A 23,738-nucleotide genomic window follows, 5' to 3' on the forward strand; every position below is an offset into this window, starting at 1 on the left:
ATGAAAAAAGAACCATTGAGTAAATTAGCAAGAGCAGAGAAAAAGGTAAAAGAAATTAAGGATTTTTATAATCATTTAGCTTGGTTTTTAGTGGTTAATATTGTGGTCTTTATTGTTAGATTTAAAATGTTAGATATCTTCTCTATTGAATTTGATTCTGTAGGAAAAAACATTACTAATTGGATTGATGTTAATATGACGATAATGCCGTTACTTTGGTTGTTTGGTTTAACCTGCCATGGACTTTATGTTTTTAAAGACAAGTTTCGTTTTTATGAAAACTGGGAGCAACGCCAAATTGAAAAATATATGGAAGAAGATAACGATACAAAGTACATGTAGTTTTAAATTATAGAATCTTAAATTTTAAAAATAGAACAGGTAGTTTTAGATTAATTTTTATAAGTTGCCAACAATAACTAAATAGCCAAACTAATGAATGTAATAATTATTGAAGATGAAAAACCAGCAGCAAGAAGACTCAGTAGATTGCTTGCAGAGTTAGATGTAACAGTTTCTAAAATGTTACACTCGGTTGAAGAATCTATAATTTGGTTTAACGAGAACAAGCATCCAGAATTAATTTTTTTAGACATACAATTATCAGATGGATTGTCTTTTGAAATTTTTGATCAAGTAGAAGTAAAAAGTTCTATTATTTTTACCACTGCTTATGACGAATATGCACTGCAAGCTTTTAAATTAAATAGCATAGATTATTTACTAAAACCTATAGATGATGAGGAGCTAGAAATTGCAGTAAAAAAGTATAAGGATATGACCTCTTCTAAGACTCAAATATCTGTAGATTTTGAAGACATAAAAAGATTGTTAGTTAACCCAATAGAACGCGAATATAAAAAACGATTTACAGTTAAGGTAGGGCAGCATATAAAGATTATAAATGCAGATGAGATAGAATGCTTTTATAGCGAGAATAAAGGTACCTATGCAGCTACTGCAGATGGTAGAAATTACCTATTAGATCTTACCCTTGAGAATTTAGAATCTGAGCTAGAACCTAAAAACTTTTTTAGAGTTAGCCGTAAGTTTTATGTAAATGTAAGTTTTATAAAAGATATTGTATCTTACACAAATTCTAGATTAAAACTAGTATTAAATAAGTACAATGAGTCAGAAATTATAGTGAGCAGAGAAAAGGTAAAAGACTTTAAGTTGTGGTTAGAGTAATTGTTTTTAAATAGCTGGATTATAATATTTTAATAATATAAAAAAACCTAGTATAAGTTTTCTCTATACTAGGTTTTTTTATGCTTTTAGGTATCGTTACTCTATTCTGTTCTCATCAAAAGAAGATGGTAGTAATTTAGGAATCAATTTAATAAAAATAGGTAGTAAAATAGCTCCTCCTGGCAGCATAAAAATTGCTAAGGAAGGTATGCTTTTAAAAATATCTAAGAGTTGGTTTTGTACTTTTCTCTTCTCTTCTACACTTAAATTTGTAACCGTAGACTTAGAAATTAAGGCTACTAATTCCTTGCTTTCAGATAACTCTTTTTGCAATCTTTTACTATTTCTTAGTATTAATTTATTGGCAAATTTAGAAGTGTTATCATAGAATTTTTCAGCTAGATTATGGTCTTTTAAATGTGGTATTTTTTTAGCGTTTTCTTTAAAAAACACAGCTACTTTTTCTATTGAATTTTCAACCTCTTTTTTTGATAAATTTAGATCGTTTGCAATGCCAAAAACAAACTCCGATTCTTTGTAGTCTAGGGTTAAATCTTCCCATGCTGTAACGCAAATAATATCCATTAAATATTGGTATTCTATGGGCGTAAATTTGTCTATTAAACGGGCTCTGTATTGTGCGTCAAAATGATGATAATCGTCTGGTAAAAATGATAAAGAAGCAATAAATAAATAGCTTAATCGCTCGTCATATTTTTGCTGATGTTTAGAATTTAGCGTGTGGTGTACAAGATTTATTAGGATATATTCTAACTCTTCTGCATACTTTTTAATGTCTTTTTCATCCTGTAAAAAACGTTTAAAAACTAAAACATCAACAAAAAGTAAGGTATTTGTAACAGTGCTTCCAAAGGTTTTATTTATCAAATTATCTTCTAAAAAGACTCTGGATTTTATAAGAATTTCTAGTTTGTTACTTGCTTTTGAACTGGTAAAAACCTTGTCAAAAAAGCTAGAATCTACTCCTAGGGCATCGTAAAAATGATTCGTTTTTTCTACAAAATTGTTGTAATTTTTATCGTTGTATGCTATAACATAAGTAAAATATAAAGCAGAAATAAGGTTCGCTTTTGCATTTTCATCCTCTGTAGGCGTGTGTGTAATTGGTATAAAATCTAACCATTTTACATGTATTCCGTAAATAAAGCCTGTAGTACAAAGACTACGGTATAAGTCATTAAAATTAGAATAAGTAACACCACTATTTGTTACTGTTTGTCCAAACTTATCTATCCATCCAGAAGAAGAAGGGTTCATAACTTAATTTTTATGCTAAGCTATATATTGTAAAGATGTAATAAATGCTTTATTTCGTTTTAACATAATTTTAACAATTAAAAACCAAACCCTCCTAATCAATGCTCCGTAGGTAAGGCGAATTTAATTTTAAACATACTACAATGAGAAAAAACAGAAATTTATTAGTTGTATGCTTACTAGCAATAGTAGGTGTAGTTTTAGTAGCGGCAGACCATATAGATGCTCCGTCTACTACAGGGAAGACTGCAGATATTGCAGATTTTTACGCTTTTGAGCCAACAGTTGGGTCAGATAACACAGTATTTATTGTAGATCTACAAACAAGCGTTCTACCAGATTTAGCCTATGGTACTTTTGATGAGAACGTATTAACAGAAATAAATATTGATAGAGATGGAGATTTAGTTGAAGATATAGTAATACAGGCTATACCAAGAGATGGTGTTATGTATTTCTTTGGTCCAGTTGCACCTTCTTCTACTGGTTTAAGTGGAGAAGTAATGGTAGATTCTCCTTTAGGATCTGTTGCTATTTCTAATGCTACTGCTACAGTAGAAGAGTTATCTAACGGAGTTAAGTTATTTGCTGGCCCAAGACAAGATGCTTTCTTTTTCGATTTTTTCCAATTTAATGCTGTAATAGGCGGTATGGCTCCAGAGGGTTTTAAAGCTTCTACAGAGGCTGTAGATACTTTTGATGGTGCAAATACTATGTCTATAGCAATAGAGATTCCTAATACAATGTTAGGTACAACTACTGCTACTAATGCTTTAGGTTTAGAAGTATACAAAACTTGGGTTACTACAAACAAAAAATAATAACAACACTAAAAATTACAATTATGAAACTAAACAATATAAAACATCTTGCCTTAGCTTTTGGAGCGGCATTAACTATTGCATCTTGTTCTGATGATGATAACGGAGATATGCAAATGGAACCAGAAACGACTGATTTTTCTGGAACGTATGCACAGGTAGACCATATGGGTAGACCAGGTATAAATACAGTTTTATCTTTTGATATGGACGGGCAAGCAAGTGTAAAAGACGCGCAGAATGTTACAATACCATCGGAAATGGGAGCTATGTTCCAGGCTGGTTTTGAAGCTAGGTTAGAACAATACCATGATGTTTATGCAAATTTATTAGGAGCAGATCCTGCAGCTGTAAACTATGAGAACAATATTTTAGGTTTAGATGCTGCTACATTAACTGGCTATTTAGCTGCCGATGTTTTAGAAGTTGCTCCTAATTTACCAACTACTTATTTTAATCCTGGTACAGACAACGATGGCGATGGTAGAATTTTAGTGCCAGATGGTGATGAAGTTGCTTTAACTGGAAGATTAATTACAGACGATGTTATTGATGTTTCTTTAATTCTACTTTTTGGTGGAGCAGAAGGTGATCGTTTTAGTGGTCAAGATACAGATGGCGACGGTATGGCAGACTTACCTCGTTTAACATCAGATGGTGTTAGCTTAACAGCAACAGTTTCTACTGATTTTCCTTTTTTAGGAACTCCAGAAAACTAGAATACAATAACTATGAAGGGAGGTTTTTGCCTCCCTTTATTACTACTTTTTATAACTCTACAAAATTAAATATAATGAAAAAGATAGCCCTATTTCTTTTAATACTAAGTATAGTTTCTTGTAACCTAACAAGTAACCCTACAATTACAGATAGTCAAGATTACAATGCTTATTTAAAGGTTGATGCAGAAAAAACAACCTCAAGAAAATATGAGTTGTGGAACTCAAAAATAAAACCAGACAGTATGCAATTAACCAGTTTTGGTATAGTTGCGCAAGAGTATAACAGGTATTTTAAAAATACAGGCAAAATAGAATACTTAAAAAAGGCAGAACAAAGTTTAGTTAAGGCAGTAGAAATTGCAGCAGTTGGTAAAGCTGGTTATTATAGGTCTTTAGCGCGTACTTATATTTCTGAGCACAGATTTAAAGAAGCTTTAGAAATGGCAATGAAAGCTCAAAAAATGGGAAGTGGAGTAGAAGAAACTCAAAGTCTTTTGTTTGATGTGTATATGGAATTAGGAAATTATACGGAAGCAGAAAATAATTTGAATCTTCTGAAAGATAAAAATAGTTTTGGTTATTTAATACGTATTGCTAAATGGAAAGATTATAAAGGTGATTTAGATGCAACCATTGCTTATATGGAAAAAGCAAAGCAATTAGCAGAAATGGCGAATGATAAAACTCTTAAAATATGGTCCTACACTAATATTGCAGATTATTACGGTCACGCCGGAAGAATTGAAGATTCTTATAACTACTATTTAAAGTCATTAGAGTTAGAGTCGCATAATGCTTATGCTAAAAAGGGAATTGCTTGGATTGTATTTTCTTATGAAAGAAACCCAGAAGAAGCATTGCGTATTCTAAATGCGATTACCAAAAACTATAATTCTCCAGATTACTATTTGTTAAAGACAGAGATTGCAGAATATCAAGGGAACCATAAAGAGAAGCTTAAAAATATGGATCAATACATAAAGGCAGTAGGCAACCCTGCTTATGGAGCTATGTACAACAGTTATAATGTTAATTTTTATTTAGATTACACAGATTTATACACAAAAGCTCTAGAAATAGCGGAACAAGAAATTAAAAATAGAGAAACACCAGAGTCGTATATGTTATTAGCAAGCAGTCTTTATAAAAAGGGAGATTTAGCTAATGCTCTACAAATTATAACAAAGCATATAGATGGTAAAACGTTTGAACCACATATTTTATATAATGCTGCAGAAATATACAAAGCAGCAGGTAATACACAAAAGGTCAAAGAATTAAAAGTAGAGTTATCTGGAGCTATTTACGAATTAGGTCCAAATATGGAGAAGAAGATTGAGCTATTATAAGTAAGGTTAGGGATTATGTATAAATACAACTTTTGTAGAGTTTAGTTGTAGGTTGTTGCTAAAAGTGCCAAAGCAGTAATGTTTTTTAGGCACTTTTTTTAACAAAATTTAAGATTTTTTTGTATCTTCAATACTAAATCGGTAAAAATGTAGTTTTAATAAAACCACTTAACCTAAAACTCCGTATGTAGTGAAAATCGCGGTAGTGCAATACCTAAAGTTGTACTATTTGTATTAAAACATATTTGTTATGGAATATTACTTTTTTATACTTTGGATCGCAATTATGGCCTTTTATGGCTATAAGTTATTAACTGCTCATAAATCTTTAAAGAAGATGGAGTATAATAACGCACACAAGAGAAAAGAAAAACAGATTAAGATACACAAATAGTGTTTTTTAATAGGTACTTAAAATATGTTTGTTTAACATTTATTGGTTTTGTTAAATAAGGAAGCTCTACGCGTGTAGGGCTTTTTTTGTACACTATTATAAGACGAGACAATATATAAAGACAAAAAATCCTCTAGCATATGCTAGAGGATTTTTTAGTTTGGATTATAAAAACTATTAAGAGTTAGATGCTACACCTAACGTATATAGTTGTTCTAGATTTGGAGACTCACTACCACCAGCTGGTTCTAGTGTAATTCCAAAAGCTTCAGATTCATTATTATTTGCTAACGCAAATATTTTATTTTCATCACCTTTAAAGTTTTCTAATAAACCAAGACTTGTTGGTGTTAAAGGATTAAGTTTTAAAGACCATACTTGGTATACAAAACCATCTGGAGGTTCTGGTAATCCTTTTGCATCTATAAAAACTTTCTTTTCTTCTTTGTTCCAATATGCTTTAGCAAAAGACTCAGGAGATACAGCTTGTCCGCCTAAGGCAACTACTGCAATATTCTGATCTCTAATTGTATTTAGTAAATCTTGAGATTTTATTAAAGAGTTGTTGGCATTCTCTATTGTAGTTTCTAAAGTTTCCTTTTCTTGAGATACAACCTCAATTTTAGACTCTAACTCTTTATTCTGGTTATACATCCAAAATAAACCAGCAGATAAGACAACTGCAGCAGCCCAACCTGTATAACTAGCCCAGTTGCTTTTTTGTTTTGGTAATGTTATAACTTTAGTTTCAGACAAGCCTAATCTAGACCTTAAAGAGCTAAAATTAGCTTTGTCCATTGTTGGTGCAGCTTTTTTACTTAAAGCTAAAATTGATGCTTCTATAGCTTCTATCTCCTTTTTTAATTCAGGATATTGTTCAGCATCTTTATGTACTTGTTCGTTTTCTTCTTTAGAAAGCAAACCAGCAACATAAAGTTCTAATTTTCCGGATGATATGTATTCTTCAATATTCATATGCCTAGTTCAATACATTTTTTCTTAGTTGCGATATGCAACTTCTATTTCTTGTCTTTACGGTACCAATAGGAATATTTAATTCCTCAGAAGCTTCTTTCTGCGTATACCCTTTAAAATACAGCATTTCTATTATCTGTACGCAGGTACTTTTTAAATCTTGTAAAAACTTTTTAATGCCTATAGCATCTGTCTTATGATCAAGATTTGTACTGTCTTCTAGTATACCTACGAAGTAATCTGCAGATAGGTTTTGTTTGCTGTTTTTGTGGGACTTAGAGCGCACTTCGTCGATAGCGGCATTTCGCGCAATGTTCAAAATCCACGTAAAAAAACGACCTTTAGAAGAATTATATTTATCGGCATTATTCCATATTTTAATAAATACATCTTGACAAATTTCTTGCGATATATCTGAGTTCTTAACAATAGTGTTAATTACACCACAGATATTTTCTGCATACATATTGTAAAGTTTTTCAAAAGCTTTGGGGTCTTTTTGCTGAAACTGTACTACTAGGGTTTCTAATTGCATATAAATTTATATATCTAGATTCTAAAAATACAAAAAGCTACGTAATAACGTAGCTTTTATATAGATTGCTTTTGGGTGTTTGTGTATATTACTTTTTCATTAAAAGAACTTCTCCTTTTATAGCAACATCTTCCCAAGTTTTACTTATACCATCTGCACCAGTATGTAATGCCTCACAAGCTTTGTTAATAGATGCAACTGCATCTAAAGCACTCCACTCACCTAAATTCATTACTCCAGTAAAGGTAAATTTGTTGTCAGCTAATTTTTCTGTTTCTAATGGTATGTTAGCTGTTTCTCCGTTTAATGTAACGTCTAAAGAAGTTTTATCTCCATCAACTTTTAAAACACCAGAAATTAACTCTGTATTTTTCATTACACCAAAAAAGAATTCTAAAATTTTAGGATCTCTTGTTCCAGTACCATCGTTTGTAAATAAGCTACTAACAGGAATACTAAACTCCGTGCCATTTAACGCTTCTAAAGCTGTAGCGCCAGTATTAGATTTAGTAATGTTAATAGTTTTAAATGTTCCGCCAACAGGTACTTTGTCTGTAGTTTTATACGCAGTAAAACTAGCTTTTGTAGAATCTGCAATTAAAGAATATTGTACTTCTGTCTCTGTGTGACTATGATCTGCACCATTATGGTCTTCTGAGCTATGAGAATTTTCTTTGTTTGCATTTTTACAACTAAAAGCTGCTACGGCTAATAAGCTTACACATACTAATTTTATCTTTTTCATAATACTATAATTTAATAAAGTATAAAGGTAAAAAATCTATTACTCTTATCCTTTTAATTAATTGTAAAGGTTTTAATTTCTTTAAAAGAAATTGTTTTTAAGTCGCTTATTTTAGATTTGTACGGATTCCATTTTTCGGTAAAGAATGTATTCGTTTTTTCTAAAGTTTTTTCTAACTCTTCTTTAGCAAACTGTATTAATCTATTTTCTGTCTCTGTTATTCCAGTTTTTCTACTACGTACATAACCACTAGCGCTGCTAATTCTTTGCATAACTGTAATTTCTGGATTTCTTGTTATGCCTTGTCTTTTGTCTACTTTACCTAAATAAAGAGCAATAACACTATCTATTTCTTTTACAATGTTTGTAGATAGTTTTATCTCTTCTTTATATTTTTCTTTATCAAGAGTGGCTAAATCTGCTTTGTATTTAGTTGCAGTGTTTTTACTTTCTACCAGCTGTTTAACCGCGTCTGCAGCTGTTTGCGTATAATTAGCTAAAACTTTACTAGCAGTATAAACATCATTAATTGCAGCTGTAGATACATTTAATCTTGGATCTGATTTTACCGTTAGCATTGTTTCTTCAGTAGTTGTGCCGTATGTTAACTGCACTTTGTATGTACCTGGTTTTATACGTTGTCCGCTTGGTTCTCTTTTAGATTTACGTATGCTACGCGATGGTCTTTCTGGACCTTTTTCTGTCATATTCCATTGGTAACGGTGTAAGCCTGTTTTTTTTGGAGCTTTAATTTTTATTGTACGTATTAAATCGTCTCCATTAAAAAACTGAAACTGTAAAGAATCTTTAGAAACCACACCATCTTTTTTAGCAGGAGTATTTTCTTTTTCTTCCTTTTTGTCATCAGCATCTGGTTTTTTTACTTTTTCTTTTTTCTTATAAAAATAAGTTAGCATTGCTCCACCTTTTTTGTTTTCGCCATTAAATAATGCGTCAGCGCCAAATCTGCTTCCGGTTGGTTGTTGGTAAGCAGCTTGGTATGCTGTAGGTGGCGTAAACAAAGCAACATCTTTAGTAAGTACAGTTTTGTCTTTAGCTATGGCTCTTAGTGGTCTAATATCATCTAAAACCCATGCAGCTCTACCAAAAGTGCCAATAACAAGATCGTGCTCTCTAGGGTGTATAACTAAATCTTTTGTAGATACAGTAGGGAAACCTTCTGTCCATTTCTGCCATTTAGTACCAGCATCAAAAGAAACATATAAACCATCGTCTGTACCTAAAAATAATAGGTTAGGAGTTTCTAAATCTTCAACAATAGCTAAAGCATAACTTTTAACATCGCTCTCATCTACAATTCGTGTCCACGTTTTACCATAGTTTGTAGTTCTATATACATAAGGTGTGTAATTAAACCTTCTGTAATCGTTAGCAACAAGTAACGCTTCTCCTTTATTTTTATTAGATGCTTTAATCTGTGGAATCCAACTACCTTCTGGTAAACCTTTGATATTTTTAGAAACATCTGTCCAAGTGGTACCACCGTTTTGTGTTATATGCACACGGCCATCATCTGTACCAATCCATAGCATATCTTTTTCTACAGGAGAAGGCTCTATGACCAAAATTGTACAATGATTCTCTGCACCAGTGGCATCCATAGTTAAACCACCGCTTTCGCTTTGTTTTTGTTTTTCAGGATTGTTTGTAGTTAAGTCCGGAGAAATTACAGTCCATGTTAACCCTTTATCTGTTGTTTTGTGTACAAACTGACTACCAAAATAGGCTGTAGCGTTGTTAAAAGGATCTTGTCCAATTGCAGAGTTCCAGTTAAATCGTAATTTAGTTGCTGCATCTGGCGAAGTTGGCTTTACAGAGTAGTTGTTACCTGTTTTCCAATCGTATCTAGATAAAGATCCTTGCTGACTCATAGTATAACCGTACTGAGAATTATCTAAATCTGGAACAACATCAAACCCGTCTCCAAAAGAAATTTCTTGCCAGTAGCTATTACGTATCCCTTGAGATTTCCATACAAAAGCAGGTCCACGCCAAGAACCATTGTCTTGCATACCGCCATAAACATTATAAGGAAACTCGTTATCTACATTAATATGATAAAATTGAGCAACAGGTAAGTTGCCAATAAAACGCCAAGTTTTACCACCATCTTTGGTAATGTTTAATCCGCCATCATTGCCGTCCATCATAAACTCTCCATTTTCAGGGTGTATCCACCATGCATGATGATCTGGGTGTACACCATTATCTGCACCATAAGCAGGCATTAATTGGGTAAAGTTTTTTCCTCCATCCTCAGATACATTTATATAAGTAAAAACAGAATATACTCTATTCTCGTTTTTAGGATCTACATAAATTTCTGAGTAGTAAAAAGGTCTATTTCCTATATCAGCTTTATCATTAATTTTTTTCCATTTAAAGCCACCATCTTCAGATTTGTATAGTGCATTTTTTTTAGCTTCAACTAAAGCATAAACAACATTAGGTTTGTTGCGTGCAATAGCAATACCAATACGGCCTAAATCGCCTTTAGGTAAACCATCCTCTTCTGTTATTTTTTTCCAGTTTTCTCCGCCATCGTGAGTCATATATAAACCGCTGCCGCTACCACCAGATTTAAAAAACCAAGGATCTCTTTTGTGTTCCCACATAGCGGCAATAAGCTTATTTGGGTTTGTAGGGTCCATTACCAAATCTGCAACACCAGATTTGTTGTTGGTAAATAATATTTTTTTCCAAGTAACACCGCCATCTGTAGTTTTATAAACACCACGTTCTGGATGTTCTCCCCAAGGAGAACCAATTGCACCAGCATAAACTATATTTGGGTTTGTAGGATCTATTACAATTCTGTGTATGTGTCTGGTTTTTTCTAAGCCCATTGGCAACCAGTTTTTACCACCATCTAAAGACTTGTAAATACCGTAGCCACCATTTAAACTGTTTCTTGGGTTACCTTCTCCTGTACCAACCCAGATAACAGATGGATTACTTTGTTGTATGGCAACAGCACCAACAGATGCAGTAATTTCTTTATCAAAAATAGGGTCCCATTTTATACCACCAGAAGTAGATTTCCATAATCCGCCAGAAGCTGTACCTGCATAAATAATATCTGGGTTGGTATGTACTGCGTCAATGGCAGTTACACGGCCGCTCATACCTCCGGGACCAATATTTCTAGGTTTTAAATCTTGTACATAATCCATTTTAAAGTCTTGTGCGGAAAGGCATAATACCGTAAAAAAGAATAAAAGTGAGTGTAGTTTTTTCATTTTTAGTTGATCTTAGTTTGGTTTAAAAATAGGTATTTGTGAGTTATTTTATTGATTATCAGTAGATTTTATTTTCTTTATCTTTTTAGGGTTAATCCATAGTATAATTCCGCTTACGCTAATAAATATAAGACCTAAGGCAATTATTGAAGAATAAAAAAGTTTAAATACAGACGCATCATTCTTTATTAAAAAATCTAGAATAGACCCATCGTGTATCATTTCTATAATAGTATCTGTACGCTGCTTTACAGATACAATTTTACCTGTGTAACAGTTAATTTGTAGTTCTGTAAAATGATCTTCGAACCTAACTTTAGCAATACCTTTTGTAGGTCTGTAATCTATTCTATTAATTGTAGTAGAGAGTTGCAAAGAGTCTATATATGCAATAGCATTTTGTTCTATTTTTTCTAAAGGAACAAGTGTTTTGTTGTTGTGTGTTATTTTAGATGTTGGTGGCTGTAAATAAAGTTCTTTTTTCCAGGCGAGTAAAGCGCCTGTAATACTTATAAGTAGTATAAAAAGAACCAAGACAATGGCTATTGTTTTGTGTAATTTTCGGTATAAACGAGTGCTTTTTGCAAGCTTATTAATCTTTATTTTCAATAGGAACTTATTTAAAGTTTCCGAAAATAACGAAAAGTCTATCAAAATTTCATAATAATATGTTAACAAAGCGTTCTGTTATTTAGCAAAGATTTAATATAATTTGATTTTTGAAAACCAATGTTTAACTCAAAAAGCCGTATTTTTATACTTGTATGAAGAATGATAAAATAAACAGAAAAGGTTTTGTTTTTAAAGAATACAAAGCCCCTTCACAAACTCCGTTTGAAAAGCTTTTTGATATATTTAAAGAGCTTATTACACATACATCTGGAGATTTTGATGAAGCTATAGATTGGTTGCGGGAGTTAGATAAAGAGTATAAACTTACTACAGAAGACTATACCATAGACGATTTTATAGAAGACCTTAAAGCTAAAGGATATATAAAGGAAGAAATAAAACCAGATGGTACCAATGGTACTGCTATTACTGCTAAAACAGAAAGAGCTATAAGACAAGCAGCACTAGATCAGATTTTTGGTAAAATTAAACGTAGTGGTTCTGGTAACCATAAAAGCAAAGGTGTTGGAGCAGGAGATGAGCACACTGGCGATTTTAGAAATTACCAATTTGGAGATGCTTTAGATAAAGTCTCGATGACCGAGAGTTTACGAAATGCACAAATTAATAACGGTATTGATGACTTTAATTTAACGGAAGACGATTTGGTTGTTGAAGAAACAATGCACAAATCGCAAATGAGTACGGTGCTTATGATAGACATAAGTCATAGTATGATTCTCTATGGGGAAGACCGTATTACGCCTGCCAAAAAAGTAGCAATGGCATTGGCAGAGTTAATTACCACGCGCTACCCAAAAGATACCTTAGATATACTTGTTTTTGGTAATGATGCTTGGCCTATAAAAATAGCCGATTTACCATATTTACAGGTAGGTCCTTACCACACAAATACCGTAGCTGGTTTGCAATTGGCAATGGATTTACTGAGAAGAAAGCGTAATACCAATAAACAAATTTTTATGATTACAGATGGTAAACCTAGTTGTTTGCAAATGCCAGATGGAACATATTATAAAAATAGTGTTGGTTTAGACGAGGACATTATTAATAAATGTTACGGAATGGCACAACAAGCAAGAAAATTACATATACCTATAACTACTTTTATGATTGCACAAGACCCATATTTAATGCAATTTGTAAAAGCGTTTACCCAAGCAAACCAAGGAAAAGCATTTTATACAGGTTTAAAAGGATTAGGAGAAATGATTTTTGAAGATTACGAGACCAATAGAAAAAAACGAATTAAAGGATAATTAATTAGCTGTTAGTTTATAGGTGCTAGTCTTTAGTTTAAAAAAAAGAGTGCTAAAAACCAATAATAAACAGCCAAAAGCTATAGAATGAAAATAGATACAATTAAAACACTAGGCGAATTAAAAAAAGCCGGATACCAAAGCAAGTCTATCAAAGACGAGTTAAGAGATAATTTAATAGAGAAAATTAAAAATAAAGAAGCAACGTTTACGGGTATACACGGTTACCAAAACACAGTAATACCAGAATTAGAACGTGCAATTCTATCTAGACATAACATTAACTTATTGGGTTTACGTGGACAAGCAAAAACACGTTTGGCTAGATTAATGCTTAATTTATTAGATGAGTATATACCTGTTGTTAAAGGGTCTGAAATAAATGATGACCCATTACAACCAATTTCTAGATATGCAGTAGAGCTTATTAAAAAGGAAGGAGATAATACACCTATTACTTGGATGCATAGAAGTGAACGTTTTGCAGAAAAATTAGCAACGCCAGATGTTACTGTAGCAGATATTATTGGTGATGTAGACCCTATAAAAGCAGCAAACTTAAAATTGAGTTATGCAGATGATAGAGTAATACATTACGGAATGATACCACGTGCAAATCGTTGTATTTTTGTTATTAATGAGTTGCCAGATTTACAAGCAAGAATACAAGTTGCTTTGTTTAATATTTTGCAAGAAGGCGATATACAAATAAGAGGTTTTAAATTAAGATTGCCTTTAGATATGCAATTTGTTTTTACAGCAAACCCTGAAGATTATACAAATCGTGGTAGTATTGTTACTCCTTTAAAAGATAGAATAGGATCGCAGATTCTTACACATTATCCAGAAGATATAGAAACGGCTAAAATTATTACTGCGCAAGAAGCTAAATTAGATAGCAGACAGTCAGATGCTATTTTAGTGCCAGATTTAGCAAAAGATCTTTTAGAGCAAATTGTTTTTGAAGCACGTAAAAGCGAATATATAGATGCTAAAAGTGGTGTAAGTGCTAGACTAAGTATTACTGCTTTTGAAAACTTATTAAGTACAGCAGAACTTAGAGCTCTAAAAAACGGAGATAATAAAACAACAGTTAGACTTAGTGATTTTATTGGTATTATACCTGCAATTACAGGTAAGGTAGAGCTGGTTTACGAAGGCGAACAAGAAGGAGCAGCTAGTGTTGCTTATAATTTAATTGGCGAAGCAGTACAAACATTATTTGTAGAATATTTTCCTAAGATTGAAAAACTTAAAAAACAAGAAGATGCTAGCCCGTATGACGATGTAGTTTCTTGGTTCTTTAATAACGAAGCTGGTTTTGAGCTATTAGACGATCTTAGTGATAAGGAATATACTAATATGTTAGATGCTGTATCTCCGTTAGATGATTTATTAGGGGAGCATCAACCAAAATTAAAAAAAGAAGAAAGTTACTTTGTAAAAGAGTTTATACTTTGGGGCTTAGTACAATTTAAGCAATTAAGTAAATACAGATTTACAGAAGGTATACAGTTTAAAGATCCGTACAGTAGTTATATAAGCGGATTATAACCTATTATACATATTTAGACTTTATATTAGAATCGCAGAGTTTAACTATTTCTGCGATTCTTTTTTGTTTTGTTTCTACCCTTTTAGCTTGACTTAACCAGTGTAAATATTGTTTTTTATATGATGGTGCAAAATTATTATAATTGTTAAAAGCATTTGGGTTTTGCTTAAAAGCAGTCATTAAATTTTCAGGAATAATACCTTTTTCAACAGCATCTAAAGCGGTCCAAGAGCCATTTTGTTTTCCTGTCTCTACACTATCTAAGCCACTTTGGTGCATTAAACCATCAGCTGTAAGGTTATTTATATGCTGTTTATTTAATTTGCTCCAAACACTTTTTGCTTTTCGTTTACAAAAGTATTGTCTTCTTTTTCCATCACCCAAATTTTTAACCGTACTATCTATCCATCCAAAGCAAAGGGCAACTTTTACAGCATCTTCCCAAAGCATACTTTCTTTTTCGTGACTTACTTTATATAGTATTATATAAATACCAGGACTTGTTTTATGGTTATTTTGTAACCACGTACGCCACTCCTTTGTATTTTTAAAATAGAGTTCTGGTTTTGTTTCCATTTTTAGTTTGGTGATACTTTAGTATAAAGATTAATGTATATTTATATCCAAAAATAAAACAAAAAGTATGCAGCGTACATATTATTTAATTGCTTTAACTTTTATAACCGTCATGTCTACACAGGCTCAGGAGCAAACCAACCAACAATTACCGTATTACCAAATACCAACCGCACCAGAAAAATATACAGCAGGTACGGTAGCTGCAAGGACTATAGATGCGTTAGGTTTTAGATATTATTGGGCAACAGAAGGTTTAACAGAAAAAGATCTAATGTATAAACCCAATAAAGAGGGAAGAAGTACAGAAGAAACTGTAGATCATATTTTGGGATTGTCTAAAATGATTTTAAAAGCAACTAGCTTAAAGGCTGATGATACAAATACAGAAGAACTAACTTTTGAGCAAAAAAGAAAACTAACATTAGAAAACTTTAAAAAAGCAAGTACTATTTTTAAAAGTGCAACCAATTTAGAAGAACACGAATTGGTATTTAATGAAAAATTTAAGCTTCCGTTTTGGAATGCTATAAATGGGCCTATAGCAGATGCTATTTGGCACAGCGGACAAATAGTGGTAATGCGTAGATCATCTGGCAATCCAATGCCAAAAGGTGTTAACGTATTAATGGGTACTAAAAACTAATTTATTTTAACTTAAAACTAATTCATCAATAAAGAAATGAGAAAAATGAAACCTTTTTTGGCAGCATTAATTGTGTTGTTTGTAGTCTCTTGTAAAGAGAAATCGGAACAAAAAACAGAAGAAACAGCAAAAACAGAATTTAAAGTAGAATTTGAAAAATTTACATTAGATAATGGCTTACAAGTTATTTTTCATATCGATAGATCGGACCCTGTAGTAGCAGTAGCATTGACTAGTCACGTTGGTTCTGCTCGTGAAAAAGTGGGTAGAACAGGTTTTGCTCACTTATTTGAGCATTTATTATTTTTAGAATCTGAAAACCTAGGTAAAGGTGGTTTAGATAAAATGAGTGCTCGTATAGGTGGTTCTGGTGCAAACGGATCTACCAGTAGAGATCGTACAAATTATTTTCAAACAGTCCCAAAAGATGCATTAGAAAAAATGATTTGGGCAGAGGCAGACAAGCTTGGCTATTTTATTAATACAGTTACAGAACCTGTATTAGCAAAAGAAAAAGAAGTTGTAAAAAATGAAAAAAGACAACGTGTAGATAATAACCCATACGGACACGTAAATTACGTAGTAACAAAAGCATTGTACCCAGAAGGGCACCCATATAGCTGGACGGTTATAGGTTCTTTAGAAGATTTACAAAATGCAACTTTGCAAGATGTAAAAGACTTTTACAACAAATGGTATGTTCCTAACAACGTAACATTAACTATTGCAGGTGATTTTGATGTTGCAGAGGCAAAATCGTGGGTTAAAAAGTATTTTGATGAAATTAAAAAAGGAGATGCTATACCTACTTTAGAAAAACAACCAGTTACTTTAGAGACAACTAAAAAATTATATTACGAGGATAATTTTGCTCGTTTACCACAACTATCTTTAACGTGGCCTTCTGTTCCTCAGTTTGATAAAGATGCATATGCTTTAGATGTATTAACTACTTATTTATCTGATGGAAAAAAAGCTCCTTTATATAAAACCTTGGTTGAAGAAAAACAACTAACAGATTATGTAAGAATGTATAACTCAACATCGGAACTTGCGGGTGAGTTAGGATTGTCTGTTACAGCTTTTGATACTACAGAACTTACCAAAGTTAACAGTGCTATACAAGAAGCATTTGCTGCGTTTGAAAAAGAAGGTATCTCTGATGCAGACATTAATAGAATTAAAGCAGGACAAGAAACAAATTTTTACAATTCGCTTTCTAGTGTGTTAGGAAAAGGATTTCAGTTAGCACAATACGAGATATTTGCAGGTGATCCTGGTTATGTTAGTGAAGATGTAGAAAAAATACTAGCTGTAACTAAGGAAGATGTTATGCGTGTATATAATACATATATAAAAGATAAAAACTATGTAGCTGTTAGTGCGGTACCAAGAGGACAAGCTTCTTTAGTATTAGAAGGGTCTACAAAAGCTGAGGTTGTAGAAGAAAAGATAGTAGAAGGTAAAGAAAGTAATTTTGATCCTAGTATTGCTGCTACTTATGAGAAAACTCCTTCTAGTTTTGATCGTAGTATAGAGCCACCATACGGATCTAGTCCAGACGTAAAAGTACCAGACGTATACAAAGAAGAGCTTTCTTCTGGTATTAAGGTTTTTGGTATAGAAAATAACGAAGTGCCATTAGTACAGTTTAGTATTAAAATTAATGGTGGTATGTTGTTAGAAGATAAAAATAAAATTGGTGTTTCTAATTTAGTAGCTTCTATGTTAACTAAAGGAACAAAAAATAAAACACCAGAAGAGTTAGAAAATGCAATAGAAAGTTTAGGAGCAAGTATTAATGCATCTGCCAACGACCAGTATATTACAATTTCTGGTAACTGTTTGGCTAAAAATTACACTAAAGTAATAGAGCTTGTTAACGAAATTATCTTAGAGCCACGTTGGGATGCTAAGGAGTTTAGTCTTTTAAAACAAAGTACAATTAGTCAAATTCAGCGCCAACAAGCAAATCCAAATGGTATAGCAGCTAACGAATTTTCTAAATTAGTCTACGGAAAGGATCATATTTTAGCAAATAACAATGTAGGTACAACAGCTTCTGTTGCGTCTATTACTATAGAAGATTTAAAAAACTATTACAATGCTAATGTATCACCAACAGTTACAAGTTTCCATATTGTAGGTGATATTACAGAACCTAATGTAAAATCTTCTTTAGCATCTTTAAATAAAAATTGGAAAGCAAAAGACGTTACAGTACCAACTATAGTTGCTGCAGAAAAGCCAGAAAAATCTAAGGTATATTTTTATAATGTGCCAGATGCTAAACAGTCTGTACTTATGTTTGGTGCACCATCTTTGGCTGCAACAGATAAAAATTACTATGGAGCCCAGGTAATGAACTATAGATTAGGTGGTGGTAGTTTTGCCTCGCAACTTACACAAGAGCTAAGAGAAGGTAAAGGGTATACTTATGGTGTGCGTTCTAGCTTTAGTGGAGATAAAACAGATGGTTTATTTTCTATATCTAGTGGTGTGCGTACCAATGTAACTTATGAAGCTTCTAATTTAGTAAAAGAAATTTTAGAGAAGTATAGCGCTGGTTACAGTCAAAACGATTTAGAGGTATCTAAAGGATATATGATAAAAAGTAATGCAAGAGCTTTTGAAACTATGGGTTCTAAGTTAAATATGTTACTTAATATAAGTACATATGACTATCCAGTAGATTATGCTAAGCAAAGAGAAGAAGGAGTTAAAAATATGTCTGTAGAAGATGTAAAAGCATTGGCAAATGATTATATAAATCCAGATAAAATGATTTACTTAATTGTAGGTGATGCTAAAACTCAACTTAAAAAATTGAATAAGTTAGGATACGGAGAACCGGAATTACTAAACCCAGAAGAAATTCTAAAAGACTAAATTAAAGTTTAGTTAAAAAAGAAAAATCCGCTCTATGGCTAGAGCGGATTTTTTTTATTCTATTAATTTTAGGCTTACAATCTATAAGTTTTTAAGATTAATATAGAAGTTAGGATCAAAAACAACTGAAGCATCAGATGAAGCTACATCTGTAGTTTTCCATTCTTTAGAAGGAAAAACCCACTGTTCCTTATCATTAATTTTTACTTTAACAGGCATAGCAAAACCATCTACAATATTTGTATATCTGTATTGTAATTTATTACTCTCAATTTTATACTCTAAAGTAGGTATGCGTACATCTCTTAAATACTGATTAAAAAAAGTTGTTAAGTCTATACCAGATTGATGGCTTAAGTAACCTTCAATTTGTTCTGTAGTTACTATAGAATGATAAAAATCTTTGTTTAATCCTCTTAAAATACGTCTCCACTTTTCATCATTATCTACCAATTGTCTAATGGTATGTATCATATTAGCACCCTTAAAGTACATATCTCCAGAGCCTTCATCGTTTACATCATAATTACCAATAATAGGTTTGTCATTAGCAATATTTCTTCGCAAACCAATAATGTATTCATTAGCTGCTTGTGTGCCGTAATAATAGTCCAAAAAGATACTTTCAGAGTACGTTGTAAAGCTCTCGTGTATCCACATATCAGCAATATCTTTATTGGTAATATTATTCGCAAACCACTCGTGACCAGATTCGTGAATAATTAAATAATCGAATTTTAAACCCCAACCAGAGCCAGAAAAATCGTTACCCATATATCCTTGCTTATACTTATTGCCATAAGTAACAGAGCTTTGGTGTTCCATTCCTAAATATGGAGCTTCAACTAATTTGTAACCATCTTCATAAAAAGGGTAAGGTCCAAACCAATGCTCAAAAGCTTTCATCATTTTTGGGGCATCTTTAAAATGTACTTTTGCTTTTTCTAAATTATCGCTAAGCACATAATAATCCATAGTTAATGGTCCTTTTTCACCATTGTAAACTTCAGAAAAATGTACATAATCGCCAATATTTACATTTACACCATAGTTGTTAATTGGGTTTTTAACTACCCAATGAGATGTTACTGTATTTGCGTGTTCTTCAATTTTTTCTAATCTTCCGTTAGAGATGTTAGATAAACCTTTTGGGTTGGTAACACTAATACGCATACTATCTACCTCATCGTACATATGGTCTTTGTTTGGCCACCAAACACTGGCGCCTAAACCTTGACAAGATGTAGCAACAAATGGCTTTCCGTTTTCATCTTTAGACCAAGAAAAACCACCATCCCAAGGAGCGTTTACAGCTTCTTTTGGGTTGCCTTTATAGTGTACAACAATTTCGTTTACAGCTCCTTTTTGCTGTTTTTGTTTTAGTTTGATAAAATGAGCGTTAGTAGCTGAGGTAAACTTAAGTTTTTTACCTTTTTGCGTCACTTTTGTAATCTTTAAAGGTGGTTGCAAATCTACTTGAAGCACTTGGTTATTTTCTAAAACAGTATATCTAATAGTATTTTTACCAGAAATATATTTTTTAGCAGGATCTACAGTTACATCTAAATCATAATAATTTAGATCCCACCAAATACGCTCTGGCGTAATAGTGCCACGTAGCGTGTCGGTTTTAGTAAATGTTTTTTGTGCAGTAATAGCAAAGCTAAAAAGAATGGCTGCACTTAGTAAAAAAGTTTTTTTCATAAGAGTAGTAGTTGTTAGTCTTACAAATATATACTTATCTAAAGTTCTTATAAAAAGAAAAAGCCATTAAAAAGTTTCCTCTTTAATGGCTTTATTATATTGTAATGTGTGCTTAGTTTTGATTAACACTAAGTAAGTTTATATCAAAAACTAAAACAGCCCCGCCTGGTATAGAAGCACGACCACTATCACCATATCCTAATCTAGATGGAACAAGTAAAATACCGTTACCACCTTCTTTAAAATAAGTAATACCTTCCGTCCATCCTGCAATTACTTGTTGTAAGTTAAATGAAATACCATTAGCATCACTTTCATCAAAAGTATTACCATCTGTAAAATATCCTTTATATGCTACTGTAACATCAGATGTTGTAGTTGGTCTTAAACCTGTTCCTTCGTCATTAATTACATAATACAAACCAGTAGGACTTTTTAAAGCTGTTAAGTTATTCTCTTCTATGTAAGCTTTAATTTCTTTTTCGTTCTGTTCTGTGTAATCTACATTGTCGTCATTTTTACAAGAAATAAATAATGTAAAAACTAGTATTAGTATTCCGTATTTCATAAATAGTGTTTTTTTGCTGGGCAAATATACTTAAATAGAGTTGGGTATATTTTTAAAATTAAGTTAATAAATAAACTTACCTCATTATCTGGTTAGGAAAAACAACAACACTCTCAAAACCATCTTTGCCAACAGCAGCAACACCAAAAAAGTAATTGTCTATAACAATACCGTCTAAAGTGTGTTCTGTAACATTACCAACATATTTACTATAATCCCAAGTAGGAGAGGTGGTATCTCTCCAATAAATTTTATAGCCTACAGCACCATCAACCGGACTCCATTCAAATTTTGCTGAAGGAGCAACTATACCTCCAATTTTTACTATTTTTGGAGCAGGTGGCGCCCAGGCTAAATTGGCCATAGTTATAGCATTTACAGCTGTTAGTTTTTTTGCGTATCCAAAATTTACGTGCTCTACAACATCTCCATAAGCAATGCCGTTTTCTGTTCTAATATCTTGGTGTTGTTGTGTGTAATTTTCGTGAGCTTCCATTATACGTATACCCGGAAAACCTAAATCGTTAAATGGTCTGTGATGACCACCTCTGCCAAACCTATCTAATCTATAAATCATCATAGGGTTCATCTCTGGCATATATGTTTTTACATTTTTGTGTATGTAACGAGCCAATTGACGAGAAATACCATCTACCTCACCGCCATAAAAACGTCTTGCTTGTCTTTGTCTGTCTGTTTCGTTAGCAGGTACAGGTTCAGAAAAAATTCTAAAATCTCTATTGCTAATTACTCCGTCTACACCTTTAATATTCCCAATCATATCATTGTTAAGAATACCAATAATTTCCCATTCTTTTTCTTTTGCATATTTGGCTAAACCAGCACCGCCAAATAAACCTTGTTCTTCACCAGATAATCCAACATATATAATGCTGTTTTCAAATTTGTAGTTAGATAGTACTCTGGCTGCTTCAATAGTACCAGCCATACCGCTAGCATTGTCATTTGCTCCAGGAGCATCTGTAGTAAAGTCCATAGTATCACTTGCTCTAGAATCTATATCGCCACTCATAATAATATATCTGTTAGGGTATTTTGTTCCTTTTTGTATAGCAACAACATTAACAACCCACGCGTCGTGTGGTACTCTATTGTTTCCTTTTTTGGTCACAAAATCTTTCTGGTAAAAAACCGATAAACAGTCGTTACAATTACTAGATATGTTTTCGAACTCAGATTTTATCCAGCGCCTAGCTGCACCAATACCTCTAGTGTTAGAAACAGTATCGCTAAATGTATTTCTAGTGCCAAAATTAGCAAGAGTAGTTACATCACTTTTTATACGCTCTTCTGATACAGCATTAACAATATCATAAATTTTAGAGTTTGTTTGTGCATTTGCATACGTTACACCAAGAATAAACAAAAGCGAGAATAATTTTTTAAGAGTCATTTTTTAGTTTTTTTATGTGAGTTAGTTATATTTCTTTCTTAGTAAAGCAAATAAACCAATTAATGGTCCAATACCTAAAAATAAGAAAATTAAGGGAGTATTTATTTTTGTAGTTAGAGCGGATAAGAGTTGAATACTAATAATACTAATAGCAAACCCTATAGAATTTACAATAGTTAAAGCAGTACCTTTTAATTCTGGAGGAGCAGCTTGTGCAACAAGACTAGAAAATTGAGGCGAATCTGCGGTTACTGCCATTCCCCAAACAGACCAACTCATAAAAAAGAATAATGCAGGTAGCATAAATAATAGAGGAGATATAAAACAAAATACCCCAGATATAAACAAAGCAATAACGGCAACTTTGTAACTGCCATATTTTTTAGAAAAGTAACCTCCAAAAGCACAAGAAAATGCTCCTAGGGCAATAATTATAAAGGTTAGTAATGGTACAGAATAGTTTACGTTTTGTATGTTATTTATAGTTTTAATGGCTAATGGTGTAAAAGCCCAAAAAGCATATAGTTCCCACATATGGCCAAAATAGCCAAGTGCAGCTTTAGAAAATATAGGATTCTTAAATAACTGTATGCCTGCTTTTAGCTCTAATTTAGAACTTTGTTTTCTAAACGGACCATTAGGAACAAATAGTAGTACAATTAGCCCTCCTAAAATAGCTAGTATAGAAGTTGCTTGTACTATAGTTTGATAATTACTACCCCAGCCTAAGCCACTTATTAAAAAAGGGAAAGCTGTACCTAAAACAAGTGCACCAACCAAATAACCTAATGCTTTACCAAGTCCGTCTTTGTAATAGTCTGACGCTATCTTCATACCAACTGGGTAAATACCAGCTAAGAAAAAACCAGTACCAAAACGCGCTCCTAATATGTGCCATTTTGTAATAGTATCTACCAGCAAGCTAAAATTGCAGAGCGCAGCAAATAGTGCACATAAAGCAAAAACTTTAGAAGGTGAAAAACGATCGGCAATCATTAATAATGCAAAGACTAAAGTACCTAGGATAAAACCCAATTGAACCGAAGATAGAACATAGCCAATAATACTATCTCCTAAGCCAGTTTTTAAAGCTAAATCATCTACTATAGCATTGCCTGCAAACCATAAAGATGTACACGCAAATTGCGATACTATTAATAATGGTAAAATATGAGATTTCTTTATCAAGCTGTTTTGTTAAGGCTTATTGTTGGTCGTACAAAA

Annotated in this window: 21 protein-coding genes; 10 read left to right on the plus strand and 11 right to left on the minus strand. The window is 32.5% G+C overall.

The window, feature by feature from the left end:
- A complete protein-coding gene (locus BT107_RS00620; protein WP_072301825.1) occupies positions 1-342 on the plus strand; it encodes a 2TM domain-containing protein in 342 nt (113 codons plus the stop codon).
- Positions 343-435: 93 nt separating this feature from the next.
- Positions 436-1,191 carry a LytR/AlgR family response regulator transcription factor gene (locus BT107_RS00625; protein ID WP_072301826.1) on the plus strand — a complete coding sequence of 252 codons (756 nt, stop codon included), beginning with the start codon at positions 436-438 and terminating at the stop codon, positions 1,189-1,191.
- A 96-nt stretch (positions 1,192-1,287) separates the two neighbouring features.
- On the opposite strand, the gene BT107_RS00630 is transcribed toward BT107_RS00625, so the two are convergent.
- Positions 1,288-2,469, minus strand: coding sequence for an LETM1-related biofilm-associated protein (locus BT107_RS00630; protein WP_072301827.1), 1,182 nt, complete (start codon positions 2,467-2,469; stop codon positions 1,288-1,290).
- 143 nt (positions 2,470-2,612) lie between these two features.
- On the opposite strand from BT107_RS00630, the gene BT107_RS17705 reads away from it, so the two are divergent.
- From BT107_RS17705 to BT107_RS17455, 4 genes are all read left to right on the plus strand, one after another.
- The gene (locus BT107_RS17705) at positions 2,613-3,290 is read left to right on the plus strand and encodes a DUF4331 family protein (RefSeq protein ID WP_072301828.1); all 678 of its coding nucleotides are present in this window, start codon (positions 2,613-2,615) and stop codon (positions 3,288-3,290) included.
- A gap of 23 nt (positions 3,291-3,313) precedes the next feature.
- Positions 3,314-4,009, plus strand: coding sequence for a DUF4331 family protein (locus BT107_RS00640; protein WP_072302871.1), 696 nt, complete (start codon positions 3,314-3,316; stop codon positions 4,007-4,009).
- Between the two features lie 74 nt (positions 4,010-4,083).
- Entirely contained in the window at positions 4,084-5,361 is a 1,278-nt protein-coding gene (locus BT107_RS00645) for a tetratricopeptide repeat protein (RefSeq protein ID WP_072301829.1), read from the plus strand.
- A 250-nt stretch (positions 5,362-5,611) separates the two neighbouring features.
- Positions 5,612-5,755: a hypothetical protein gene (locus BT107_RS17455; RefSeq protein ID WP_170854681.1), complete on the plus strand. Its 144-nt coding sequence runs from the start codon at positions 5,612-5,614 to the stop codon at positions 5,753-5,755.
- A 177-nt stretch (positions 5,756-5,932) separates the two neighbouring features.
- Here the strand turns inward: BT107_RS17455 and BT107_RS00650 are convergent, their stop codons facing one another.
- The 5 genes from BT107_RS00650 to BT107_RS00670 form a co-directional block, all read right to left on the minus strand.
- Positions 5,933-6,730 carry an anti-sigma factor gene (locus BT107_RS00650; protein ID WP_072301830.1) on the minus strand — a complete coding sequence of 266 codons (798 nt, stop codon included), beginning with the start codon at positions 6,728-6,730 and terminating at the stop codon, positions 5,933-5,935.
- A gap of 4 nt (positions 6,731-6,734) precedes the next feature.
- The gene (locus BT107_RS00655; protein ID WP_072301831.1) at positions 6,735-7,265 is read right to left on the minus strand and encodes an RNA polymerase sigma factor; all 531 of its coding nucleotides are present in this window, start codon (positions 7,263-7,265) and stop codon (positions 6,735-6,737) included.
- Positions 7,266-7,353: 88 nt separating this feature from the next.
- Positions 7,354-8,010, minus strand: a complete 657-nt coding sequence (locus tag BT107_RS00660; protein WP_072301832.1) for a hypothetical protein — start codon at positions 8,008-8,010, stop codon at positions 7,354-7,356.
- A gap of 53 nt (positions 8,011-8,063) precedes the next feature.
- Complete coding sequence (locus tag BT107_RS00665) at positions 8,064-11,270, minus strand: VPS10 domain-containing protein (protein ID WP_072301833.1); 3,207 nt, start codon at positions 11,268-11,270, stop codon at positions 8,064-8,066.
- 48 nt (positions 11,271-11,318) lie between these two features.
- Positions 11,319-11,879 carry a PepSY-associated TM helix domain-containing protein gene (locus BT107_RS00670; protein ID WP_072301834.1) on the minus strand — a complete coding sequence of 187 codons (561 nt, stop codon included), beginning with the start codon at positions 11,877-11,879 and terminating at the stop codon, positions 11,319-11,321.
- 155 nt (positions 11,880-12,034) lie between these two features.
- On the opposite strand from BT107_RS00670, the gene BT107_RS00675 reads away from it, so the two are divergent.
- Complete coding sequence (locus tag BT107_RS00675) at positions 12,035-13,162, plus strand: vWA domain-containing protein (protein WP_072301835.1); 1,128 nt, start codon at positions 12,035-12,037, stop codon at positions 13,160-13,162.
- Positions 13,163-13,249: 87 nt separating this feature from the next.
- Positions 13,250-14,716, plus strand: a complete 1,467-nt coding sequence (locus BT107_RS00680) for a magnesium chelatase (RefSeq protein WP_072301836.1) — start codon at positions 13,250-13,252, stop codon at positions 14,714-14,716.
- Positions 14,717-14,720: 4 nt separating this feature from the next.
- Here the strand turns inward: BT107_RS00680 and BT107_RS00685 are convergent, their stop codons facing one another.
- Positions 14,721-15,293, minus strand: a complete 573-nt coding sequence (locus BT107_RS00685; RefSeq protein WP_072301837.1) for a YdeI/OmpD-associated family protein — start codon at positions 15,291-15,293, stop codon at positions 14,721-14,723.
- Positions 15,294-15,360: 67 nt separating this feature from the next.
- Here BT107_RS00685 and BT107_RS00690 point away from each other — a divergent pair, with 67 nt between their 5' ends.
- Positions 15,361-15,939, plus strand: coding sequence for a hypothetical protein (locus BT107_RS00690; protein ID WP_084639060.1), 579 nt, complete (start codon positions 15,361-15,363; stop codon positions 15,937-15,939).
- Positions 15,940-15,975: 36 nt separating this feature from the next.
- The gene (locus BT107_RS00695) at positions 15,976-18,828 is read left to right on the plus strand and encodes a M16 family metallopeptidase (RefSeq protein WP_072301838.1); all 2,853 of its coding nucleotides are present in this window, start codon (positions 15,976-15,978) and stop codon (positions 18,826-18,828) included.
- Positions 18,829-18,909: 81 nt separating this feature from the next.
- On the opposite strand, the gene BT107_RS00700 is transcribed toward BT107_RS00695, so the two are convergent.
- From BT107_RS00700 to BT107_RS00715, 4 genes are all read right to left on the minus strand, one after another.
- Entirely contained in the window at positions 18,910-20,532 is a 1,623-nt protein-coding gene (locus tag BT107_RS00700; protein WP_072301839.1) for a M1 family metallopeptidase, read from the minus strand.
- A gap of 112 nt (positions 20,533-20,644) precedes the next feature.
- A complete protein-coding gene (locus BT107_RS00705) occupies positions 20,645-21,100 on the minus strand; it encodes an FKBP-type peptidyl-prolyl cis-trans isomerase (RefSeq protein WP_072301840.1) in 456 nt (151 codons plus the stop codon).
- 76 nt (positions 21,101-21,176) lie between these two features.
- Positions 21,177-22,514, minus strand: coding sequence for a M28 family metallopeptidase (locus BT107_RS00710; RefSeq protein WP_072301841.1), 1,338 nt, complete (start codon positions 22,512-22,514; stop codon positions 21,177-21,179).
- 21 nt (positions 22,515-22,535) lie between these two features.
- Complete coding sequence (locus BT107_RS00715; RefSeq protein ID WP_072301842.1) at positions 22,536-23,702, minus strand: MFS transporter; 1,167 nt, start codon at positions 23,700-23,702, stop codon at positions 22,536-22,538.
- Positions 23,703-23,738 lie beyond the last annotated feature (36 nt).

It is taken from the genome of Cellulophaga fucicola, assembly GCF_900119145.1.
Classification (GTDB): Bacteria; Bacteroidota; Bacteroidia; order Flavobacteriales; family Flavobacteriaceae; genus Cellulophaga; species Cellulophaga fucicola.